Origin of the sequence: Kitasatospora sp. NPDC056076, from assembly GCF_042266305.1 — a bacterium.
GTDB lineage: Bacteria > Actinomycetota > Actinomycetes > Streptomycetales > Streptomycetaceae > Kitasatospora.
Genome location: NZ_JBHJWG010000006.1, coordinates 90,588 through 108,245, shown reverse-complemented (window position 1 = coordinate 108,245; position 17,658 = coordinate 90,588). Strand labels below are relative to the sequence as shown.

The window sequence follows — 17,658 nt, the reverse complement described above, 5'->3', positions numbered from 1 at the left end:
CCGCCCGCCCCGCCCGGCCCGCGCCGACACGGCGGGCCGCCGGGCGACTGCACCCGTACGGCCCAGCCCCGCCGGGCGCTACAGCGCCAGCTCGAACCAGACGATCTTGCCCTTGGGCGTGCGCCGGCTGCCCCAGCGCTCGGCCAGCAGGCTGACCAGCTGCAGGCCGCGCCCGCCCTCGTCGGTCTCCTGGGCGCGCCGCTGCCGGGGCTGGGCGTAGCCGTCGTCCCAGACCTCGCAGACCATGCTGCGCTCGCGCAGCAGCCGCAGCCGGATCTCGCCCCGGCCGTGCTTGAGCGCGTTCGTCACCAGCTCGCTGACCAGCAGCTCGGTGGTGTCGACCAGCTCGTCCAGCCCCCGGGCGAGCAGCCAACTGCAGGCCAGTTCACGGGCCTTGGCGACGGAGGTCGGCTCGGGCGGCAGGAACCAGTTGCCGACCGCGTCCTCGGGGAAGGCGTGCACCTTGGCCATCAGCAGGGCGATGTCGTCCTCGCCGTGGTGCGGGTCGAGCTCGCCGAGGACGTGGTCGCAGAGGTCCTCCAGGCCCTTGCCGCGGTCGCTGAGCGCGGCCCGGAAGGCGCGCAGGCCCTCGTCCAGCTGGTGCTTGCGGCTCTCCACCAGGCCGTCGGTGTAGAGGCCGAGCAAGGCGCCGTCCGGGAGGGTCAGCTCGACCTCCTCGAAGGGCTCGCCGCCGACGCCGAGCGGCAGGCCGGGCGGCACGTCGAGCATCCGGGCGGGCTCGCCCGGGCTGAGCAGCACGGGCGGCAGGTGGCCGGCGTTGGCGAACACGCAGCGGCGGGTGACGGCGTCGTACACGGCGTACACGCAGGTGGCCAGGTAGACCTCGCGGGCCTCCTCGTCGGCCGTCGAGGTGAGCCGGCCGTACTGGGTGGGCGGCCCGGCCGGGACGGAGTCGTCGCCGAGGCCGCGGGCGATCTCGTCCAGCGCGCCGAGCACCTCGGCCGGGTCGAGGTCGAGCATGGCCAGGGTCCGTACCGCGGTGCGCAGTTGGCCCATCGCGACGGCGGCGCGCAGACCGCGGCCCATCACGTCGCCGATGACCAGGGCGGTGCGGTTGCCGGGCAGCGGGATGACGTCGAACCAGTCGCCGCCGACCTCGGTGTTGTTGTTGCTGGGCAGGTAGCGGCAGGCGATCTCCAGGCCGCTGGCGGCCGGGTTGCCCGGGGGCAGCAGGCTGCGCTGGAGGATCAGCGCCCGCTCGTGCTCGCGGCGGTAGAGCCGGGCGTTGTCGATGCAGACGGCGGCGCGGGCCACCAGCTCCTCGGCGATCGCCACGTCGCGGGCGTCGAAGGGCTCGCTGCCGATCGCCCGGGAGAGCTGGACGAGGCCCAGCACCTGGTCGCGGGCGACCAGCGGGACGATCAGGGTGGAGCGCAGCAGCGGGTCGCGGCCGGGCTCGGGGACGACGCTGCGGCCGGTGCGCAGCGCCCGGGCGTGCGGGGAGCGGCGCGGGTAGCAGAGGGTGCCGCCGGCTTCGGCGATCGGCAGGCCGGTGACCGAGCCGAGCACCGAGGAGGCGCCGCCGATGACGCTGGAGACGGCGACCCGGCGCAGTTCGCCGCTGCCGTCGGTGAGCACGGTGTCGCCGAGGCGCCCGGCGCTGGGGACGGTCTCGCCGGAGAGCAGCGCGGTGTACAGGTCGACGGTGGCGAGGTCGCAGAACGGCGGGACGACCACGTCCAGGAGTTCCTTGGCGGTGGTCTCCAGGTCGAGGGTGGAGCCGATGTGCGCGCTGGCCTCGTTGAGCAGGGCGAGGTTGCGGCGCACGCCGTCGGCCTCGCGCTCGGCGACGTGCCGGCTGGTGACGTCGGAGACCTGTCCGGCCACGCCCATCGGCTGCCCGGCCGAGCCGTTGAGCCGGTACAGCGAGACGGCCCAGAGCCGGTTGCCCTCGCGGGTCGGGACGGCGCTGTGGAAGCGCAGGTCGAAGACGGGCTCCCCGGTGGCGAGGACCTTGCGCAGGGCGGCACTGAGCCGGTCGGCCTCGGACGGCGGGAAGAGGTCGTGCGGGGTGAGGCCCTCCAGGTCGGTGGGGACGAGGCCCATTCCGGAGGCGAAGGCGTCGTTGACCCGCTGCAGCCGCAGCCGGTCGTCGAAGAGCACGAAGCCGGTGGGCGTCTGCCCGAAGACGGCTTCGGAGGCGGCGAGGTCGGTCTCGATCCGGCGCAGCCGGCCGAGGTCGACCGCCAGACAGGTGGCGCCCGCGGCGGGCAGGGCGCTGTCGGGCATCAGGTAGAGCTCGGCGAGTCCCTCGCCGCCGGCGGCGTCCCGGTAGGGGGTGGTGCCGACCCACTCCTCGCCGGCCAGGGTGCGCTCCAGCCGGGCGCGGCCGCGGCGCCAGAGTTCGCGGGGGACGAAGGTGCTGATCGGGTCGGCGCCCACGGCCTCGGCGGCGGGGACGCCGAAGAACTCGGCGGCGCGCTCGCTCCACTGGCTGATCCGGCCGTCGGGGCCGATCGCGAAGGTGGCGACCCGGATGTAGTCGTAGATCGAGCCCGGGTCCCCGGCGCCCCAGGGCCGGGATTCGGCGGCCGGGTGGGCCGCGGCGCGGCCGTCGCGGCCCGGGCCGGCGGCGGCGTGGGCCGGCGGCGGCGCCGGTACGGGCAGGTGCGGGGAACCGGCCTGCCCGGGCACAGCGGCATGACCGCTGCTGCTCGGCGCGTTCCGCGCCGGAGTGCTGTTCAACGGACCGACCCCTCCAACCCGCGACCGTCCGGATGTCGAGAAGACCGAGTATTCATCATCGAGGGGTGCGTTCACACGCCCTCAACATCACAACATCAGATCGGGCGAAGGTTTTTGTCCTACCGCCCGCGCAACCACAATGCCACGCCCGCGCCCCCTTCCGGAGCGCGCGCTCCCCCTGAGCGCCCGTTGGCATATGCAGCACGGTTCTCCCGACGGTCCGGACGCTCTACTCGCGTCACTCCTCGCCGGTGTCACTACCCGGCAGTGCCAGCTCGAACCAGACCACCTTGCCGATCCCCTCGGCCCGGGCACCCCAGTGCAGCGCGAGCCGGTGGACCAGCTCCAGGCCCCGGCCGCCCTCGTCGGCCTCGGCCGCGTGGCGCTCCCGGGGCGGGTCCGGCAGCGGGTCGGAGATCTCGACCAGCAGGGTCTCGCCGAGGGTGAGCCGGACCCCGATCGGGGCGCTGGCGTACCGGACGGCGTTCGTGACCAGCTCGCTGACCAGCAGCTCCGCGGTGTCGGTGAGGTCCTCGACGCCCCACTCGGCGAGCGCGGCGCGGACCAGCCGACGGGCCCGGGAGACGGCGGTCGGCTCGGCGGGCAGCGTCCAGCCGGCCGTCGGGGTACCGGCCTGGCCGTGCCCGAGCCGGGCCAGCAGCAGGGCGACGTCGTCCGGCTCGCGGCCCTGCTCCATGGTGTCCAGCACCGCCTCGCAGGCGGCCTGGATGGAGGCGTGCGGCTCCTGGAGCACGGTGACCAGCCGGCCCAGGCCGACGTCGAGGTCCTTGTCCCGGGACTCCACCAGGCCGTCGGTGCAGAGCGCGAGCAGGCTCCCCTCGGGGATCTTCAGTTCGACCGATTCGAACGGAACTCCGCCCACGCCGAGCGGGGCGCCGGAGGGCAGGTCGAGGATCCGCCCGGCCCCGCCGCGCAGCGGGCCACCGGTGCGGGTCGGCTCCACCGCCCCCTCGCCCGGCACCACCAGCACCGGCGGGATGTGCCCGGCCTTGGCCACCGTCAGCTTCGCCGTGCCCGGGTCGAAGACGGCGTAGACGCAGGTGGCGAGCAGCGCCTCGTCCGGGCCCTGGGCGAGGTCGTCGGCCAGCTCGTGGACGTGCCGCAGCAGGACGTCCGGCGGCAGGTCGAGGGCGGCCAGCACCCGGACGGCGGTGCGCAGCCGGCCCATCGTGGCGGCGGCCCGCAGGCCGTGGCCCATCACGTCGCCGACCACCAGCGCGGTCCGGTCGCCGGGCAGCGGGATGACGTCGAACCAGTCGCCGCCGACCTCGGTGCCGCTGCTGCCGGGCACGTACCGGTAGGCGACCTCGACGCCGGTGGGCTGGGGGACCTGCTGCGGGAGCAGGGTGCGCTGGAGGGTGAGCGCGGCGGTGCGCTCGCGGGCGTACAGCCGGGCGTTGTCCAGCGAGCTGCCGGCCCGGTCGGCGAGTTCGACGGTGAAGGCGAGGTCGTCCCGGTCGAAGCCCTCGCGGTAGCCGGCCCGGCTGACCAGCAGCAGGCCGATCACGATGCCGCGGGCGCGCAGCGGGACCACCAGCATCGAGTGCACGCCCAGGTCGTGGGCGGCCTGCATCTTGGGGTCGCCGGGGTAGGTGACGTCGTCCAGCTGGTCGGCGCCGGACAGCAGTTCGGGCACCCCGGTGCGCAGCACCCGGCCGCAGGCGGAGTCCTCGGCGAAGGTGATCCGGGCGCCGCGCCGGAGCATCACCTCGACCTCGGGGCCGTCCTGGACCGAGGCGGTGCCGAGCTGGAGCAGCGAGGTGCGCCGGTCGTGGCCGTGCCGGGGCAGGTCGTCACCGTGCGCGACGGCCTGGAGCAGGATCACCGCGGAGTGGTCGGTCAGCCGGGGCACCACCGAGTTGGCCAGTTCCTGGGCGATCCGGGCGGCGTCGAGCAGGTCTCCGACCCGGGAGCCGAACTCGTTGAGCAGCGAGAGCCGCCGCCGGGCGTGTTCGACCTTGGCCACCGCTCGGTAACGCTCCGTCACATCCATGACGGTGCCGGAGATGCCGAGCACCCGGCCGGCCCGGTCGGTCATCCGGCTGTAGGAGATCGAGCGGTAGCCGGCCCGGGTGGTGACCGGGGAGGCGAGGGTGACGTCGATGACCGGCTCGCCGGTGGCCAGCACCTGGCGCTGGATCGCGGTGATCTCGTCGGCGGCCCGCTCGGGCAGGGTCTCGCCGGTCGTGCGGCCGACGTGGTCCTCCAGGGCGACGCCGTTCATCTCGGCCAGGGTCTGGTTGACGGCGGTGTAGCGCAGGTCGGTGTCCAGGATGGCGATGCCCAGCGGGGACTGCTCGAACAGCGCGTCGCGCACCGCGAGGTCCCGCTCGACGGCCCGTACGGCCGCCGCCTCGGCCAGGTTGACCTGGAGGAACGGGGTGCCGTCGCCGTCCACCAGCAGGGAGATCCGGGCGTCCACGGCGACCGGCACGCCGTCCCGGTCGCGCAGTTCGGCGTTGCCCGCCCAGCGGCCGTGCCGCAGGGTGTCCTGGACCGCGGTCCGGATCCGGGCGACCTGCTCCTGGTCCGGGATCAGCTCGTCGATCCGGCGGCCGACCAGCAGCTCGCTCGGCCAGCCGAGCAGCTCCTCGGCGGCCGGGCTCCACAGCACCACCCGGCCCGCGGTGTCCAGGATCGCGATGGCGACCTTGAGCATGTCCAGCAGGCTGCCCCCGGGCGGCGCGGCCAGGCCCTGCCGGGCGTCCGCCGGGCCGCCGGGGTACGGCCGGCCGGGGCGGCCGCGCAGGGCGGGCCGGACGCCGGGCTCGGGGACGGCCAGGGTCGGCGCCGGCTGGACCGGCTGGGCACGGCCCGGGACGTCGGAGCCGCCGCGGCGGCGGCCGGACGACGGCGGCTGCGGGGCGGCCGCGGGGGCGGCACGGCGCAGCCGGGCGCGGGCGGCGGCGCCTCCCGCGGTGCCTGCCCGGCGCGCTCCCCCGCCGCCGTTCCCGGTTGTCGACACCGACGGGGCCTCCGGCTCTGGTCGGGATCGGCGTCGCCGGCTGGGGCGGCTCACCGATGGTGACGAATGGTGTCGAAAGGCGACATACCCAGCAGAACCCAGGCTATCCCGGCCGCCGGGTCGTCTTGTCCGATTGACCTATCCGGCGGCTTGCGCGTCGCCCGCCACCGCGAGCAGCTCGGCGACCTGCGGCAGGACCTCGCGGTCGTGCCCGATCCAGTCCACCGAATCCAGCTCGGCCGGGCCCAGCCAGCGCAGCTCGTCGTGGTCCTCCAGCGCGCTCGGCTCACCGGACAGCAGCTCGGCGGCCCAGAAGCGCAGCTCCAGCCCCGGCCGCACGGCCCACCCGCCGGACAGCCGCCGCAGCGCCCTGGCCCGTACGCCCAGCTCCTCCAGCAGCTCGCGCTCCAGCGCCTGCGCCTCGGTCTCGCCGGGCTCGGCCTTGCCACCGGGGAACTCCCAGCGGCCGGCGACCGACGCGGGCGCGTTGCGGCGGGCGGCGAGCACCCGGCCGCCGCGGATCAGCACCCCGCCGACGACGATCCTCGGCGGGGTTCCGACAGTGGTCTCACCGGCCTGTTCCATGCCCCCGACCCTACGGGGCCGGGTCCTGGTCCTGGGCCTCGACCCAGTACAGCTGCTTGTGGCCGCGCGCCTCGAACTCGGCCGCCAGGCGGTGCGCCTCGGCCTCGGCCAGGTTCCCGGCGACCAGGAAGCGGTTGCCGTTGTCGTCCTGCCGCATCACCCGAAAGGTGCCCATGGCGGGAGGGTAGCGGGTGGGGCCCGGCCGTGGCCCGGTTCGGGCCCGGGCCGGGGTTCGGACCGGGGTCCGGGTCCGGCGCGGTGTCCCCGGCCGGCGTGGGGGTCGGGCCGGGGACACCGGGGTGACCCTACGGCTCCCGCGCTACCGGCAGGTACGGGCGGGGTTAACGCCGGGTAACCCGGCGACCGGCCCCGCCCTCTCGGGGCGGGCGGGCTCAGACCCGGAGGTCGGGCACCTGCTCGCCGGTGGACAGGCCGAGCGAGCGCCGGATGTCCACGCTGACCGGCACCGTCCTGGCGACCAGCGCCCGGGCCCGGCGCAGGTCGCCCGCCACGTCGCCGCCGGAGGCCGCGGCGTCCCAGGCGACGGCCGCCTGGGACTGGGTCTCGGCCAGCTTGTCCATCTTCGCCTGGACGTCGGTCGGCCACTCCGCCGTCGGCTTGCGCAGCGCGGCGGCCTCGGCCCGGGAGGCGGCGGCCATCCGGCGGGCCCAGGACCGGTACTCGGCCTCGGCGACCGCCACGTCCTGCTTCGGGGTGTCCAGGTAGGCCGCGTTGAAGCCCCGGACGGCCTCCAGGTAGGCCAGCTGGACGGAGGTCAGACTGCGGCGGTCGGTGCGGACCGTCCCCAGGTGCTGGTCGTCCGGGTCCTCGAAGCCGCAGGTGACGTACCGTTCGCCGGCCGCCCAGTTGCCCGCGCTCGGGTAGAGGTAGACGTCGTCCATGCCGTCCGGGACGGCCCACTGGTCCAGCGCGTAGTCGTCGAGCACCCTGCGGCACAGGGCGGCGGCCCGCTCGCGGACGACCGTCGCGCCCGGGTAGGCGCCGCTGCTCTCCGGGACCTTCACGGTGCCGGCCACCTCGCCGTTGTGCCGCTCCGCACAGGCCACCCGGCGCACCCAGTACACCGTCTCGTCGCCGTTCTCGTCCGGCTGCCCGCTCGTCCCGGAGGAGAGGTAGCAGTCCCCCGCCTTCAGCGCCGACCAGCGGACCGACCCGGCGGGCGGCTTGGCGGCGTACCGGTCGCCCCGTCCGTTCCGCGCGGGGCCGAAGTCCCCCGCGCCGAGCGCGAGCGACAGCAGCAGGGTGCCCGCCACCCCGAGCACCAGGCCGGTGACCGCCATGCCGCGGCCGCGCTGGCCGGTCCGCTTGATCTGGACCAGCGCGAGGATCCCGAACACCAGGGCCACCGGCGAGAGCAGGCTCAGCGCGGTCGCCAGCGAGCCGACGGCGAAGCCGTTGGTGCGCGGCTCCGGCCGGGGGGCGTACGGGTCGAGGACGTACGGCGGGTAGGGGTGCGGGTACGGCTGCGCGGGCGGGCCCGGCCGGGGATGGGCGTAGGGGTGGCCGGGCCGCAGGCCGGACTCGGCGGAGGGCGGCACCGAGGCCCAGCCGCCGGCGGGCAGCGGCGGGGGCGGCGGCTGGGGCGGGGCCAGCGGGGACGGGGCCGACGGGGACGGGGGGCCGGCCTCGACCGGCGGGGCCCAGGGGTCGGCCGGTCCGGCCTCCGCCGGGCCCGGCGGCCGCGCGGCCGCGGCCCGTTCCTCGGCGGGCCCCGGGTCCTTGCGGAAGTCCACCCGCGGGTCCGGCCCCGGAGCGGCGGGCGGCGCGGACTCAGGCTCGGACACGTGGACTCCCCCGGCCCGCCGGGGCGGGCCTCGACTCGGCGTTTCGGCTCTCGACACCGCCCCGCGGGCCGGACGGGCCCGAGCTGAACGGTCGCGCGACTTTACCTGATCTTTCCGAACGCCCGCCCCGCCGTTACCGCCCCGCCGTTACCGACCCGGCCGCTCCGGCCGCTCCGTCATGACGGCCCCGGCCGTTCCGCCCCGACCCGGGCCAGGACCTCGCCGTGGATCATCGAGAACCAGCCGTCGCCGGCGGCGCTCCACTCCCGCCAGCCGGCCGCGATCCGTTCCAGCTCGGCGGGCTCCGCGAAGCCCCGTTCCACCGCCGTCCGGCCGAAGGCCGTCCCGGTCACCCGGTCCGCCCACATCCCGGCCCACCACGCGCGCCGCTCGGGCGTCGCGAACGTCCAGGTGCCGGTACTCGCGGTGACATCGGTCAGACCGGCCGCCCGGGCCCAGGACAGCAGTCGCCGTCCGGCGTCCGGTTCGCCGCCGTTGGCCCGGGCGGTCCGCCGGTAGAGCTCCAGCCAGCGGTCCAGCGCCGGCGCCTGCGGGAACCAGGTCATCGTGGCGTAGTCGACGTCCCGGGCGGCGACCAGCCCGCCGGGCGCCGTCACCCGGCCCATCTCGCGCAGCGCGGCCACCGGATCGGCCACGTGCTGCAGCACCTGGTGGGCGTGCACCACGTCGAACTCGCCGTCCCTGTACGGCAGTCGGTGCACGTCAGCCAGTTCGAACACGACATTGGCCAGACCGCGCCCGGCGACGTACCCGGCGGCCTGCTCCAGCACCTCGGCGGAGGCGTCCACGGCCACCACCCGCCCGGTGGGGCCGACCAGCTCGGCCAGGTCGGCGGTGATCGTGCCCGGGCCGCAGCCGACGTCCAACAGTGCCTGGCCGGGCCGCAGTTCGGCCAGCAGATAGCCGGCCGAGTCGGCGGCGGTACGGGAGCGGTGCGAGCGCAGCACGGCCTCCTGGTGGCCGTGGGTGTAGGCGGCGGCAGGCTGCGGTCCGGGCATGGGGTCCCCCCTGAGACGTGGTCGGCGTTTCCGTTTCCGCGATACCCCGACGCTACGCTCCATCCCGGATGGCGAGAAGAACCGTCTCACATAGCGATCGGAGGGCGGCCCCGCCGGCACCGGCGGCCGTACCGTGGAGGCGCCCGACCGAACCGCCCCGAGCGGTCCCGAACGGTCCCGACAGAACGGTCCGCCCATGCCCGGCCCCGGCCAGCGCCCCTTCGTCCTGCTGAGCGCCGCCGTCTCCCTCGACGGCCACCTCGACGACGCCTCCCCCGACCGCCTGCTGCTCTCCGGCGCCGCCGACTTCGACCGGGTCGACCAGGAGCGGGCGGCCGCCGACGCGATCCTGGTCGGCGGCAACACCCTGCGCGCCGACAACCCGCGCCTGCTGGTCGACGACCCCGCGCGACGGGCCGCCCGGGTGGCCGCCGGGCGGCCCGAGCACCCGCTGAAGGTGACGCTCAGCGCGAGCGGCGCCCTCGGCGCCGACCTGCGGTTCTGGCACACCGGCGGCGCGAAGCTCGCCTACACCACCGCGGCCGGGGCGGCGGTGCTGCGGCCCCGGCTCGACGGGCTGGCCGAGGTGGTCGCGCTCGGCGACTCGGTCGACCTCGGCGCGGTGCTGGACGACCTGGGCGCGCGCGGGGTGCGCCGGCTGATGGTCGAGGGCGGCAGCGGGGTACACACCCAGTTCCTCGCCCAGGGCCTGGCGGACGAGCTCCAGCTGGCCGTCGCCCCGCTGCTGGTCGGCCAGCCCGGAGCGCCGCGGTTCGTCGGCCCGGCCGCGTTCCCCGGCGGCCCGACCCGGCGGATGCGGCTGCTGGAGGCACGTACGGTGGGCGACGTCGTCCTGCTCAGGTACGCCCCGAAGGAGCCCGCGCCGTGACCCACCCCGCCGCCACCGACCTCGGCCACCTGCGCCGGGCCGTCGAACTCTCCCGCCGCTGCCCGCCCTCGGAGACGGCCTTCTCGGTCGGGGCGGTGGTCGTCGGCGCCGACGGCGAGGTGCTGGCGGAGGGCTACAGCCGGGAGGCGGACGCGCACGACCACGCCGAGGAGGCGGCCCTGGCCAAGCTCCCGGCGGGCGACCCCCGACTGCGCGGGGCGACCGTCTACAGCAGCCTGGAGCCCTGCGGGCAGCGCGCCTCCCGCCCGGTGCCGTGCGCCCGGCTGCTCATCGCGGCGGGCGTGCCCCGGGTCGTGGTCGCCTGGCGCGAGCCGGACCTCTTCGTCACCGACTGCCAGGGCACCGCACTGCTGGAGGCGGCCGGGGTCGAGGTGGTGGAACTGCCGGAGCTGGCCGAGGAGGCCCGGGCGGTCAACGCCCACCTGCTCCCGTGATCTTTTGTATCATCAAGGAACAAAGAGCTCACCTCTCCGCCGCGCCCCCAGGAGCCGCCCCATGACCGCCACCCCCGTCCGGTTCACCACCCGCGCCCTCCTCCTCGACATGGACGGCACCCTGGTCAACTCCGACGCCGTGGTCGAGCGCTGCTGGACCCGCTGGGCCGAGCGGCACGGCCTCGACCCCGTCGCGGCGCTCACCGTCGTCCACGGCCGCCAGGGCCACGCGACCATGGCCGAACTGCTGCCGCACCGCCCGGTCGAGGAGAACCTCGCCGAGAACGAGCTGATGCTCGCCGAGGAGCGGGCCGACACCGAGGGCGTCGTCCAGGTCGCGGGCGCCGACGCCTTCCTCGCCTCGCTGGCCGGCCTGCCGCACGCCCTGGTCACCTCGGCCGACCTCCCCCTCGCCCGGGTGCGGATGGACGCCGCCGGCCTGCCGATGCCGCCCGTCCTGGTCACCGCCGAGTCCGTCGGCGCCAGCAAGCCCGACCCCGAGGGCTTCCTCAAGGGCGCCGCCGCCCTCGGCTTCGCCCCCGCCGACTGCGTGGCCTTCGAGGACTCCGGCGCCGGCATCGCCGCCGCCCGCGCCGCCGGCATGCGCGTCATCGGCATCGGCCCCCGCGCCGCCGCCCACCACCCGGACGCCCTCGCCCCCACCCTCACCGCCGTCACCGTCACCCCGTCCCCCGACGGCACCCTCACCCTCACCGTCCACCCCTGAGCACCGACCCCGGACGGCGGATCCGCGGCTTGTCGCCGCACCGAGCACGGGCGTACAGTTTCTTGTACCTATCGAAGGGGAGTCGAGCCATGAAGACGATGACCTACTCGGAGTCCCGCGCACACTACGCCGAGGTGCTCAACGCGGTCACGGACGACCGCGAGGAGATAGTGATCACCCGCGCCGGGCACGAACCGGTGGTCATCGTCTCGCTGGAGGACTACCAGTCCCTCAAGGAGACCGCCTACCTCCTGCGCAGCCCCGCGAACGCCCGCCGCCTGCTGGCCTCCATCGAGGAGCTGGAGAGCGGCGGAGGGACCGTGCGGGAGCTGGCGGACCCGGAGTGAAGATCACCTTCGCCTCCCGGGCCTGGGAGGACTACCTGTGGTGGCAGACCCAGGACCGCAGGACCCTCAAGCGGATCAACACGCTCATCGCCGATGTCGCGCGCAACGGCAACGAGGGGATCGGCAAACCGGAACCGCTCAAGCACGGGTTCCAGGGCTACTGGTCACGCCGGATCAACGACGAGCACCGCTTGATCTACAAGGTCACCGACGACGCGGTCCTGATCGCCCAGTGCCGCTACCACTACGAGAACTGAGCCGCCCGGACCACCCCGAAGGGGCCGGACTCCCGTGGGAGTCCGGCCCCTTCGGGCATGACGGCCGGTCAGACGTTGAAGCGGAACTCCACGACGTCGCCGTCCTGCATGATGTATTCCTTGCCCTCGATGCGGGCCTTGCCCTTGGAGCGGGCCTCGGCGATGGAGCCGGTCTCGACCAGGTCGTCGAAGGAGATCACCTCGGCCTTGATGAAGCCCTTCTGGAAGTCGGTGTGGATGACTCCGGCGGCCTCGGGGGCGGTGGCGCCCTTCTTGATGGTCCAGGCGCGGGTCTCCTTCGGGCCGGCCGTGAGGTAGGTCTGCAGGCCGAGGGTGTCGAAGCCGACGCGGGCGAGGGTGGCGAGGCCGGGCTCCTCCTGGCCCATGGACTGGAGGAGTTCGAGGGCCTCGGCGTCGTCGAGCTCGATCAGCTCGGACTCGATCTTGGCGCTGAGGAAGATCGCCTCGGCCGGGGCGACCAGGGCGCGCTGGGCGTTCTTGAAGTCCTCGTCGGCCAGCTCGTCCTCGTCCACGTTGAAGACGTAGAGGAAGGGCTTGGCGGTCAGCAGGTGCAGCTCGCGGATCGGGGCGGTGTCGAAGCCGGCCTCGAAGAGGGTCTTCCCGGTCTCCAGGACCGCCTGGGCGGCCTCGGCGGCGGCCAGCACGGGGGCGGTGTCCTTCTTGAGGCGCGCCTCCTTCTGGAGCCGCGGCAGGACCTTCTCGATGGTCTGGAGGTCGGCCAGGATCAGCTCGGTGTGGATGGTCTCGATGTCGTCCTTGGGCGACACCTTGCCGTCCACGTGCACCACGTCCGGGTCGGTGAACGCGCGCACGACCTGGCAGATCGCGTCCGACTCACGGATGTTGGCGAGGAACTTGTTGCCCAGGCCCTCGCCCTCGCTGGCGCCGCGCACGATGCCGGCGATGTCGACGAAGTCGACGGTGGCCGGGAGGATGCGCTGCGAGCCGAAGATCTCGGCGAGCTTGGCCAGCCGCGCGTCCGGGACGCCGACGACGCCGACGTTCGGCTCGATGGTGGCGAACGGGTAGTTGGCCGCCAGCACGTCGTTCTTGGTCAGGGCGTTGAACAGGGTCGACTTGCCGACGTTCGGCAGGCCGACGATTCCGATCGTGAGCGACATGAAGCGCAGTCCCGTGGGCTTGGAGGAGTTGGGTCGGCACCGTACGGGCCGACCCCCAAGTCTACGGGCAGCACCTGCCGGGGCTCACGCCTCGGTCGGCGCGGGCAGCGGCTCCAGGAACTCCAGCCGGTTGCCCAGCCCGTCGGCGGAGTAGAAGCGGCGGTGGCCGGGGTGGTGGTCGTCCCAGGCGACCTCGTGGCCGTGCGCGGCGAGCCGCTCGGCCAGGGCGTCCAGCGAGGTCACCAGGATGCCGGGGTGCCCCTTGCGGGCCGGGCGGAAGTCCGGGGTGACGCCGAGGTGCACCTCGACCCCGCCGCCGCGGAACCAGCAGCCGCCGCGCGCCGCCAGCACCGGGGGCTTCGGGAGCTCGGTCATCCCGAGCACGCCGGACCAGAAGGCGCGGCACTCGTCCTCGGCGCCGGTCGGGATGTCGAGCTGGACGTGGTCGAGGCGTTCGAAGGTGAAGTCGGCGGTCATGCGGCGGTCCCCCGTACGGTCATCGGATGATCATGATGTGTCGACTCGGCCGAGCAGGTCAGCCCCTTGAGTGACGATCACAGGAGTACGCCATCCGGGGACACGGAACAAGACCTGAACGGTCCATTACACAGTGTGGCGATGATCGGACCGTACGTTGGGCGGGTGGAGCAGAGCATCCGTACCCAGCCGCCAGGGCCCAGACGCCGTCCGCCGACCGGCGCGGCCCCGGCCGCCGTCCCCGGTCCCGGCCGGGCACCCGAGAGCGCCCGAGCCCCCGCGGCTCCCCCGTCCCGGCTGCGCCCGGTGGCCGACCGGCCCGCCGCGCGCCCCGCCCCGAAGCGCCGGCTGCGCGTGTACGGACGGCGCCGGACCGGCCGGCCGACCCGGCTGACCGCGATCGGCACCGGCGTGCTCGCGGTGCTGGCCACGCTGGCGGTGGCCGGCCTGGACCGGCTGCTCTTCGAGGACCTCGGCTGGCTGTTCGGCCTCGGCTACCTGGTGGTCTGCTTCCAGCTGGCCGTCCGGGTCCGCTACGCCGACCTGCTGGCCGCCCCGATCAGCGGGCCGATCGCCTTCGCCGTGGCACTGCTGGCGCTCGCCCCGGTCAGCTCCTCCGGCGTCACCGCCCAGGTGGTGGCGCTGGCGACCGGGCTGGCGCTGCGGGCCGGCTGGCTGTTCTCCGGCACCGGGCTGGCCGCGCTGATCGTGCTCGCCCGCTTCGTCGCCCAGCGCCGCTTCCACCGCTCCCGCTGACGGCCCGGCGCGCGGGCGCCGAGGGCCGTGCCCTAGCCCGCCGCCCGGGCCGCCGCCATGGCGGCCCCGACGATGCCCGCGTCGTTGCGCAGCTCCGCCGGCACCACCCGCGCCCCGCGGTCCCTCAGCAGCGGCAGGAACTTCTCGTGCTTGCGGCTCACCCCGCCGCCGATCACGATCAGTTGCGGGGAGAACAGCATCTCCACCAGGTCCAGGTACTCGTCGACCCGCCCGGCCCACTGCTCCCAGGTCAGGTCGTGCCGCTCCCTGGCGGCCGAGGAGGCGCGGCGCTCGGCGTCCTTGCCGCGCAGCTCCAGGTGGCCCAGTTCGGTGTTGGGCACGAGCGTGCCGTCCACGAAGAGCGCGCTGCCGATGCCGGTGCCGAAGGTGAGCACCAGGACCACGCCCGACTCGCCCCGCCCAGCGCCGTGCTCGGTCTCGGCGAGGCCGGCCGCGTCCGCGTCGTTGAGCACGGTCGCGGGCATGCCCAGCGCGTCGCGGAAGAGGCCCTCCGCGTCCAGGCCGATCCAGCCCTTGTCCACGTTGGCCGCGGTCCGGGTGCGGCCGCCGACCACCACCCCAGGGAAGGTCAGCCCGACCGGCCCCTGGTGGTCGAAGTGCTGGACCACCTCGCGGACGGCGGCGACCACGGCCCCGGGCTCGGACGGCTGCGGGGTGAGCACCTTGTGCCGCTCCTGGGTGAGTGCTCCCCGGGCGAGGTCGACCGGGGCGCCCTTGATGCCCGAGCCGCCGATGTCCACGCCGAATACCGCCGTCATCGTTCCGCCTTCCGCCGTCCGGCCGTCGACCGGCTTGTCCACAGCCTGTGCACAAAGCTACGAGAGCCTGGACGGGGGCGCACCGCAATCGACGGGCCCGCACCATGCGACGGGCCCGCACAGCGCGACGGACCCGGTGCCCGCAGCGGGGCACCGGGTCCGTCGTGGCGGGTCCAGGGTTCGAGGACGGGCCCTACAGCTTGCCGGCCGCCTCGGCGCGCAGGTCGCGGCGCAGCTCCTTGGGCAGCGAGAAGGTCAGGTGCTCCTCGGCGGTCTTGACCGTCTCCACCGTGTCGTAGCCGCGCGCGGCCAGGAACTCCAGCACGCCGTCGACCAGGATCTCCGGCACCGAGGCGCCGCTGGTCAGGCCGACCGTGGTGACGCCCTCCAGCCAGGACTCCTGGATCTCCTCGGCGAAGTCGACCAGGTGGGCGGCCTTGGCGCCGTACTCCAGGCCGACCTCGACCAGGCGGACCGAGTTGGAGGAGTTCTTGGAGCCGACCACGATCAGCAGGTCGGTCTCCGGGGCCAGCTGCTTGACCGCGACCTGGCGGTTCTGGGTCGCGTAGCAGATGTCGTCGCTGGGCGGGCTGACCAGCGCCGGGAAGCGCTTCTTCAACTCGCCGACGGTGGCCATGGTCTCGTCCACCGAGAGCGTGGTCTGGGAGAGCCAGACGATCTTGGACTCGTCCCGCACCTGGACGTTGGCGACGTCCTCGGCACCGTCCACCAGGTGGATCCGGTCCGGGGCCTCGCCCATGGTGCCGACGACCTCCTCGTGGCCCTCGTGGCCCACCAGCAGGATGTCGTAGCCCTCGTCGGCGAAGCGCACGGCCTCCTTGTGCACCTTGGTGACCAGCGGGCAGGTGGCGTCGACGGTCGCGAGCTTGCCGGCCCGCGCCTCGTCGTGGACGGACGGGGCGACGCCGTGCGCGGAGAACACGACGATCGAGCCCTCGGGCACCTCCTCCGTCTCGTCGACGAAGATCGCGCCCTTCTTCTCCAGGGTCTGCACCACGTACTTGTTGTGGACGATCTGCTTGCGGACGTAGATGGGCGCCCCGTACTGCTCCAGGGCCTTCTCCACGGCGATCACGGCGCGGTCGACACCCGCGCAGTAGCCCCGGGGGGCGGCGAGCAGGACACGGCGCTGCGCGGTGTTGGACATGCCCCCATCGTACGGGCGACCGGGAGCCCCACCGCCCGGGGCGGGCCGCACCGCCGCCCCGGACGCCGGCCCGGACGCCTTCCGGTCGCAAAGGGTCGGAAGTTGCTCAAGCCTGGTCTCCATGAGCGCTGTGAACGAGCAGCCGACGCCGAGCGGCCTGCGCCGCACCCTGGGCGTCCGCGATCTGATGGTCTACGGGCTGCTGTTCATCGCCCCGATGGCCCCGGTCGGCGTCTTCGGCGTGCTGGACGCCCGGAGCCACGGCGCCGTGGCGGCCGTCTACCTGGCGGCGACGGTCGCGATGGGCTTCACCGCCTTCTCGTACGCCCAGATGGTCCGCGCGGTGCCGCAGACCGGCTCGGTGTTCGCCTACGCGCGGGCCGGGCTGGGCGAGGGGCCGGGGTTCATCGCCGGGTGGATGGCGATGCTGGACTACCTGCTGATCCCCGCGGTGGCCTACCTGTTCTCCGGGATCGCGCTGAACTCGCTGGTGCCCGGGGTCTCGCGCTGGGTGTGGACGGCGGCCGCGGTGCTGGTGACCACCGCGCTCAACCTGGTCGGGGTGCGGACGGCGGCCGCGGTCGGGTTCGCGGTGCTCGCCCTGGAGATCGCGGTGCTGGCGGTGTTCGTGGTCGCGGCCGTGGTGGTGCTGGTGCGGGACGGCGCGCGGCGCGGCTGGGACACGCCCTTCACCGCCGTCGGGGGCTTCTCGCTCACCGCGGTGGTCTCCGCGGTGTCCGTCGCGGTGCTCTCCTACCTGGGCTTCGACGCGATCGCGACCTTCGTCGAGGAGGCGGTCGGCGCCTCCGCCGCGGTGGCCCGGGCGGTGCTGTGGTGCCTGGCACTGGCCGGGCTGCTGTTCGTCGCCCAGACCTACCTGGCGGCCGTGCTGGAGCCCACCACCCCGCAGCAGCTGGCCGCCGACCCGGCCGCCCAGGGCTCCGCCTTCTACGACACCGTGGAAGGCGGCATCGGCCACTGGCTGCACCTGCTGGTGGCCGCCAGCAAGGCGATCGGCGCGGCCTTCGCCGCGCTCGCCGGGCAGGCGGCGGCCGGCCGGCTGGTCTTCGCGATGGGCCGGGAGGGACGGCTGCCACGGGTGCTCGGCTCGGTCGACCCGGGCAGCGCGGTGCCCCGCCGGGCGCTGCTGGCGGCCGCCGTGGTCACCATGGCGGCGGCGGTCTGGGCGGCCGAGCGGGACGACGGGCTGGACCAGCTGACCTCGGTGGTGAACGTGGGCGCGCTGACCGCCTTCGCGCTGCTGCACGCCTCGGTGATCGGCTGGTACACCGTCCGGCACGGCTCGCCCGACCGGCTCCGGCACCTGGTCGTCCCGCTGCTGGGGATCGCGGTGATCGGCGCGGTGGTCTACGAGGCCTCGACCACGGCACAGCTGGTCGGGCTGGTCTGGCTGGCGGCCGGCCTGGTGGTGCTCGGTGTTCAGGGGAGCACGGCGCACGGCACCGGCGGGCACCGCTAGCGACGGCGCCGGCGGGCGCCGTGCGGAACGGTGCCGGCCGGCACTGCCGGGGACGACGCCGGCGGGCGTTGCCGGGGACG

Annotated in this window: 15 protein-coding genes and 1 pseudogene; 6 read left to right on the top strand and 10 right to left on the bottom strand. The window is 74.8% G+C overall.

The annotated features are described in order from the left end of the window. Positions 1–78: 78 nt before the first annotated feature. The 6 genes from ACFC1T_RS07270 to ACFC1T_RS07245 all read right to left on the bottom strand — a co-directional run bounded on the left by ACFC1T_RS07270 (position 79) and on the right by ACFC1T_RS07245 (position 9,101). A complete protein-coding gene (locus ACFC1T_RS07270) occupies positions 79–2,706 on the bottom strand; it encodes a SpoIIE family protein phosphatase (RefSeq protein ID WP_375884699.1) in 2,628 nt (875 codons plus the stop codon). A gap of 238 nt (positions 2,707–2,944) precedes the next feature. Further along, positions 2,945–5,692 carry a SpoIIE family protein phosphatase gene (locus tag ACFC1T_RS07265; protein ID WP_375884698.1) on the bottom strand — a complete coding sequence of 916 codons (2,748 nt, stop codon included), beginning with the start codon at positions 5,690–5,692 and terminating at the stop codon, positions 2,945–2,947. Between the two features lie 138 nt (positions 5,693–5,830). After that, positions 5,831–6,277, bottom strand: a complete 447-nt coding sequence (locus ACFC1T_RS07260; RefSeq protein WP_375884695.1) for an NUDIX domain-containing protein — start codon at positions 6,275–6,277, stop codon at positions 5,831–5,833. Positions 6,278–6,287: 10 nt separating this feature from the next. Further along, a complete protein-coding gene (locus tag ACFC1T_RS07255) occupies positions 6,288–6,452 on the bottom strand; it encodes an SPOR domain-containing protein (RefSeq protein ID WP_375884692.1) in 165 nt (54 codons plus the stop codon). Positions 6,453–6,669: 217 nt separating this feature from the next. Continuing rightward, entirely contained in the window at positions 6,670–8,082 is a 1,413-nt protein-coding gene (locus ACFC1T_RS07250) for a DUF4190 domain-containing protein (RefSeq protein WP_375884689.1), read from the bottom strand. A gap of 176 nt (positions 8,083–8,258) precedes the next feature. Then, complete coding sequence (locus ACFC1T_RS07245) at positions 8,259–9,101, bottom strand: methyltransferase domain-containing protein (RefSeq protein ID WP_375884686.1); 843 nt, start codon at positions 9,099–9,101, stop codon at positions 8,259–8,261. A gap of 196 nt (positions 9,102–9,297) precedes the next feature. Between ACFC1T_RS07245 and ACFC1T_RS07240 the strand changes: the two are divergent. The 4 genes and pseudogenes from ACFC1T_RS07240 (at position 9,298) to ACFC1T_RS07225 (ending at position 11,776) form a co-directional block, all read left to right on the top strand. Then, positions 9,298–10,445: pseudogene (locus ACFC1T_RS07240) on the top strand (dihydrofolate reductase family protein). Positions 10,446–10,506: 61 nt separating this feature from the next. Next, positions 10,507–11,172 carry an HAD-IA family hydrolase gene (locus ACFC1T_RS07235; protein WP_375884684.1) on the top strand — a complete coding sequence of 222 codons (666 nt, stop codon included), beginning with the start codon at positions 10,507–10,509 and terminating at the stop codon, positions 11,170–11,172. 89 nt (positions 11,173–11,261) lie between these two features. Beyond that, positions 11,262–11,519, top strand: a complete 258-nt coding sequence (locus ACFC1T_RS07230; RefSeq protein WP_375884682.1) for a type II toxin-antitoxin system Phd/YefM family antitoxin — start codon at positions 11,262–11,264, stop codon at positions 11,517–11,519. Further along, positions 11,516–11,776, top strand: a complete 261-nt coding sequence (locus ACFC1T_RS07225) for a Txe/YoeB family addiction module toxin (RefSeq protein WP_375884679.1) — start codon at positions 11,516–11,518, stop codon at positions 11,774–11,776. The genes ACFC1T_RS07230 and ACFC1T_RS07225 overlap by 4 nt, the downstream gene beginning before the upstream one ends. Positions 11,777–11,844: 68 nt before the next feature. On the opposite strand, the gene ychF is transcribed toward ACFC1T_RS07225, so the two are convergent. Next, entirely contained in the window at positions 11,845–12,918 is a 1,074-nt protein-coding gene (ychF, locus tag ACFC1T_RS07220; protein ID WP_375884677.1) for a redox-regulated ATPase YchF, read from the bottom strand. Between the two features lie 84 nt (positions 12,919–13,002). Next, on the bottom strand, positions 13,003–13,395 hold the full coding sequence (locus tag ACFC1T_RS07215) for a VOC family protein (RefSeq protein WP_375884675.1): 393 nt from the start codon (positions 13,393–13,395) through the stop codon (positions 13,003–13,005). 165 nt (positions 13,396–13,560) lie between these two features. On the opposite strand from ACFC1T_RS07215, the gene ACFC1T_RS07210 reads away from it, so the two are divergent. Beyond that, positions 13,561–14,151, top strand: coding sequence for a DUF6542 domain-containing protein (locus tag ACFC1T_RS07210; protein WP_375884673.1), 591 nt, complete (start codon positions 13,561–13,563; stop codon positions 14,149–14,151). A gap of 32 nt (positions 14,152–14,183) precedes the next feature. Here the strand turns inward: ACFC1T_RS07210 and ppgK are convergent, their stop codons facing one another. Both ppgK and ACFC1T_RS07200 read right to left on the bottom strand, forming a co-directional pair. After that, a complete protein-coding gene (gene ppgK, locus ACFC1T_RS07205) occupies positions 14,184–14,930 on the bottom strand; it encodes a polyphosphate--glucose phosphotransferase (RefSeq protein ID WP_375884671.1) in 747 nt (248 codons plus the stop codon). A 193-nt stretch (positions 14,931–15,123) separates the two neighbouring features. Then, positions 15,124–16,098 carry a 4-hydroxy-3-methylbut-2-enyl diphosphate reductase gene (locus ACFC1T_RS07200; protein WP_375884668.1) on the bottom strand — a complete coding sequence of 325 codons (975 nt, stop codon included), beginning with the start codon at positions 16,096–16,098 and terminating at the stop codon, positions 15,124–15,126. A gap of 121 nt (positions 16,099–16,219) precedes the next feature. On the opposite strand from ACFC1T_RS07200, the gene ACFC1T_RS07195 reads away from it, so the two are divergent. Continuing rightward, positions 16,220–17,578 carry an APC family permease gene (locus ACFC1T_RS07195; protein WP_375884665.1) on the top strand — a complete coding sequence of 453 codons (1,359 nt, stop codon included), beginning with the start codon at positions 16,220–16,222 and terminating at the stop codon, positions 17,576–17,578. The last annotated feature ends 80 nt before the right edge of the window (positions 17,579–17,658 follow it).

What these genes read in the sequence shown, in the direction of transcription:
- ACFC1T_RS07260 (WP_375884695.1), bottom strand. Translation starts at nt 6,277, where the DNA reads ATGGAACAGGCCGGTGAGACCACTGTCGGAACCCCGCCGAGGATCGTC.
- ACFC1T_RS07255 (WP_375884692.1), bottom strand. Translation starts at nt 6,452, where the DNA reads ATGGGCACCTTTCGGGTGATGCGGCAGGACGACAACGGCAACCGCTTC.
- ACFC1T_RS07245 (WP_375884686.1), bottom strand. Translation starts at nt 9,101, where the DNA reads ATGCCCGGACCGCAGCCTGCCGCCGCCTACACCCACGGCCACCAGGAG.
- ACFC1T_RS07235 (WP_375884684.1), top strand. Translation starts at nt 10,507, where the DNA reads ATGACCGCCACCCCCGTCCGGTTCACCACCCGCGCCCTCCTCCTCGAC.
- ACFC1T_RS07230 (WP_375884682.1), top strand. Translation starts at nt 11,262, where the DNA reads ATGAAGACGATGACCTACTCGGAGTCCCGCGCACACTACGCCGAGGTG.
- ychF (WP_375884677.1), bottom strand. Translation starts at nt 12,918, where the DNA reads ATGTCGCTCACGATCGGAATCGTCGGCCTGCCGAACGTCGGCAAGTCG.
- ACFC1T_RS07215 (WP_375884675.1), bottom strand. Translation starts at nt 13,395, where the DNA reads ATGACCGCCGACTTCACCTTCGAACGCCTCGACCACGTCCAGCTCGAC.
- ppgK (WP_375884671.1), bottom strand. Translation starts at nt 14,930, where the DNA reads ATGACGGCGGTATTCGGCGTGGACATCGGCGGCTCGGGCATCAAGGGC.
- ACFC1T_RS07200 (WP_375884668.1), bottom strand. Translation starts at nt 16,098, where the DNA reads ATGTCCAACACCGCGCAGCGCCGTGTCCTGCTCGCCGCCCCCCGGGGC.
- ACFC1T_RS07195 (WP_375884665.1), top strand. Translation starts at nt 16,220, where the DNA reads ATGAGCGCTGTGAACGAGCAGCCGACGCCGAGCGGCCTGCGCCGCACC.